Origin of the sequence: Microcystis sp. LEGE 08355 (genome assembly GCF_015207185.1) — a bacterium.
GTDB lineage: Bacteria > Cyanobacteriota > Cyanobacteriia > Cyanobacteriales > Microcystaceae > Microcystis > Microcystis panniformis.
Window position 1 is genome coordinate 1 of record NZ_JADEXI010000622.1, and the last position, 2,633, is coordinate 2,633.

2 protein-coding genes are annotated in these 2,633 nt (G+C 37.6%); both read left to right on the plus strand.

The features are described from left to right. Positions 1–535 precede the first annotated feature (535 nt). On the plus strand, positions 536–1,282 hold the full coding sequence (locus IQ242_RS22050; RefSeq protein ID WP_193961418.1) for a hypothetical protein: 747 nt from the start codon (positions 536–538) through the stop codon (positions 1,280–1,282). Positions 1,283–1,681: 399 nt separating this feature from the next. Further along, the coding region (locus tag IQ242_RS22055) for a roadblock/LC7 domain-containing protein (RefSeq protein ID WP_193961419.1) at positions 1,682–2,633 on the plus strand (952 nt) is incomplete at its 3' end.

The following is a 2,633-nucleotide window of genomic DNA, read 5'->3' on the forward strand; positions in this document are numbered from 1 at the left end:
GATCTAGAGACGTTGTTATAACAATGTCTCTCTATTTTTTGGAGATGAGGAAATCTCTACTGATTTGCTCTGGCTTTTGTCGTTAAGTAGCTGGTTATAATTAAATTGAAGATGGGTTTTGGGTTCGATCCCCCCTTAATCCTAGGGTTGATTCATCGTAGGGTTGATTCATGAATCAACCCTACCCTTAATCGATCTTTAACAAGGGGACATCTCAAAGTTTTTAACACCTACCTACTTAAAAATCAGGAAAATTTAATCCCAAGATTTCCATCTCAAGCACCGAGAGCAAGTTCCATTACTATTAGAATAGTAACTTTTTGTGAAGATTTGGTTAACCGGGATGATCCGAGGGGACAAAACAAATATAATCATCTTAACCATCTTTCCAGACAGCATAACTACAAGAGTGCAGAATGGAATTGTTGAGCTAAGGAGATTAACTAATCTCAAGTCAATTTTTCTCGTCTGTGTTGGCTTGAGAGACACAATCATCGTCGCAAAAGTTTTTTTCATTCAATTTAGAGGTTGTAAAATGACTAATAATCAGGAAAATCTTAGTAAAGAAAACCCAATTTATACAGTTCTCAGTATCGGTCAAAGAGGAGCAGGAAAAACAGTTTTCCTAGCGGCATCTTATCAGACTTTAAAAAATCCAGCAACTTGGGTAAATCAGGCTAATATTGTCTTCAGATCTCAAGAGGAAGAAAGCGAAGAAGATATTGAAAAAATTCTCAATTATGTCGCTAGAACAGGTCAATATCCCCCCGCCACTTTAAAAATCAGTAACTTTGATTTTAGTTTAGAGAAAAAAAGCGGTGATCAATCGGAGAAAATAGCGACAATTCGCTGGTGGGATCTACCAGGAGAAAGTTGTAAAATCTATAATTTAGCTTTTGTCAATATGGCTTTACAGGCTAATGCTTGTTTACTGTTTTTAGAGGCAGCAAGTTTATTAAATGATTCAGACAAGCATAATAATTACCTGAAAATTTTTCAAACCTTGATCGAGATAATTAACTATAATAAAAATAGGTTTAATTTAGGCATTATTATCAGCAAATGCGATCTAGTTTTTTCCGACCAAAAATCTTGGCAAAACCTACAATTAAAAGTCCAAAAATTAGAGCAAAAACTGCGAGACCAAAAAGTTAATCACCGTTTTTTTTACTCAACAGTTTTAATTGATTCCCAACAAGGCACGCTGCAAGCAAATCAAGCTTTAGACTCCCTATCTTGGTTATTGTCTCAAATCGATCAACAACTGGTAAACTTTTCCTAAACGACCAGCACTATATCCGAGCTATTTACAGAAAGATTAGCCAAAAAATCTCTCAAAAATCTGCTGACTTTCTTATAGCAGTTATCTTAACGGTGAGAAATGTCGTCAAATAAGTAGTCGTGCAAAATTAATTTCCTAGTCGAGACTCCGAGACTCCGAGACTCCGAGACTCCGAGACTCCGAGACTCCGAGACTCCGAGACTCCGAGACAGCTATTAGGTATCGGATTTGGGTTTTCAGTTCTCTGTTTGCTCACATCAGCAGAAGTCTTACGGAGTAGTGGCTCAGATGTGTAATTAATTTTGCTTAGGTACTTATCTCCCCAAAAACTAGAAACAAGACACAATTGTGTTAAAATTATTTATAATAGCGCACAAAAGTGCTTAAAGGTTACAGATCATGTCCTTGCTCGTTGAACAACTGATTTATAGCAGTTTCTCGCAACTGGGATTTAAATATATCGCTAGTGCCAATGTCCCCCTAGGGATTCAACAGTTTTTTTATCAACATATAGTCTCTCAGTTATGGGACACCTATAATCCTCCAGACAGGAAATTTAAAGGAGTCTATATCTATCAAATTGACTCCCATAACACCCTCTTTGGTTGGTTAATTAACGATGGTAAGGATGAATTTGGTCGTGGGGATATCCCTTACTTTCATTGTTATTATTTACAGGAACTACTCGACTCGAAACAACTATTTAAAATTCTTGCCTGTCTAGAAGCAGGTCCCCTAAAACGTATTGCCAGAGATGAGGCTAAAATCTCCCTTGAACCCTTAACTTTAGCCGACAATTATCAGGCAAATGCCTTTGAATTAGGGATTAAACTTTCTAAAGATATTCGTCTGTTTAGCCACCAGCAACTGGGAGAAAAAAAAAACCTGCAATGGTTTATCTCCTCGAAAGAAACCAAAGAACGACCACATCCCACCGATAATAACTATGATAACTCTAAAAATACCGTACCTAGTCAACCAAATTATCAGGTAGAAATTGCCAAAATCCTGCAAGAATTAGCCGAAAAACCGCTCGCTATTGAGGGGATCATGCTTGTTTCTCCCCAGGGTCAACCTTTGACTGATTCCATCGGCATGGAACACAATAGTGCTTTAATCTTAGCAGGAACAATGGTCTATCTTGTCAATAACACAAAAGAGGAATTAAGCTGGTCTGATCTGGAACAAATTGCTATTCGCAGTCCCCAGGGTCATCTGATCTTAACCCCTTGCAGTGACCAAGCTTTTCTTTTAGTGAAAACTGGCAAAACGATCACGGGATTGTTAGAGGGAGAAATCCAAAAAACTCGCTCAAAATTAGCAAAAATTCTCGCTATCTCTAACCCCACTG